We start from the raw sequence: 615 nt of genomic DNA, 5'->3' as shown, positions 1-615 counted from the left end.
CTGCCAATTCCACCACCTGGGCATCAGTCGGTGTGATGGCAGAAGTGTATCGCCTGGATTGGCTTCCGTGTACTTGGGGACACGAAAGTCTGTCGACGGGTTCGATCAGGCGGATGACGAGGAGGCTTCGATATTGACGGGCAACAAATCGGGCGTGCACTGATGCGGTTTCGGGACGGCGTTGAAACGCTGCAGTGGCAGGTGCTCGGGTCGCAAACCGGCTTGTGCGACCAAGCGGGTGAGCTGCGCGATCGATGAGACGCCGAGCTTGTGACCGATTTCGGTTTTGTGACGCTCAATCGTCCGCGGACTGCGGAACAACAAGCGCGAAACTTCGGGGACACTGTTGCCCTGCCCCAGCAAGACGAGCACTTCTAGCTCTCGAGGACTGAGCACCGACAACGGACCCAGGTCGATGAACTGACTTTGCGTGTCCTTGATGTCACCGTCGGGCAACATGCCGTCCAAACGGGTCAGCACGATCGCGAAATTTCGGTCGCCATCGCGGTGAGGATAGAAAGACGAAACCAGCATTCGGCCGCAGTAAATATGCGTCGCTCGAAGTGCCTTGTTGGTGTCGATGACTTCCCGAACCCACGACATTCGTTCTTGCAC

At 57.7% G+C, this 615-nt stretch carries 1 protein-coding gene; it reads right to left on the bottom strand.

The window, feature by feature from the left end:
- Positions 1–105: 105 nt before the first annotated feature.
- Positions 106–615, bottom strand: a 510-nt coding sequence (locus B2R17_RS14845) for a response regulator transcription factor (protein ID WP_286764589.1), incomplete at its 5' end; no start/stop codon positions are given.

The sequence above is a fragment of the Rhodopirellula sp. UBA1907 genome (assembly GCF_002337565.1).
In the GTDB taxonomy this organism is placed as follows: Bacteria; Planctomycetota; Planctomycetia; order Pirellulales; family Pirellulaceae; genus Rhodopirellula; species Rhodopirellula europaea.
Note: the sequence above shows the minus strand (reverse complement) of the source record. Positions and strands in the feature narration are given on the sequence as shown.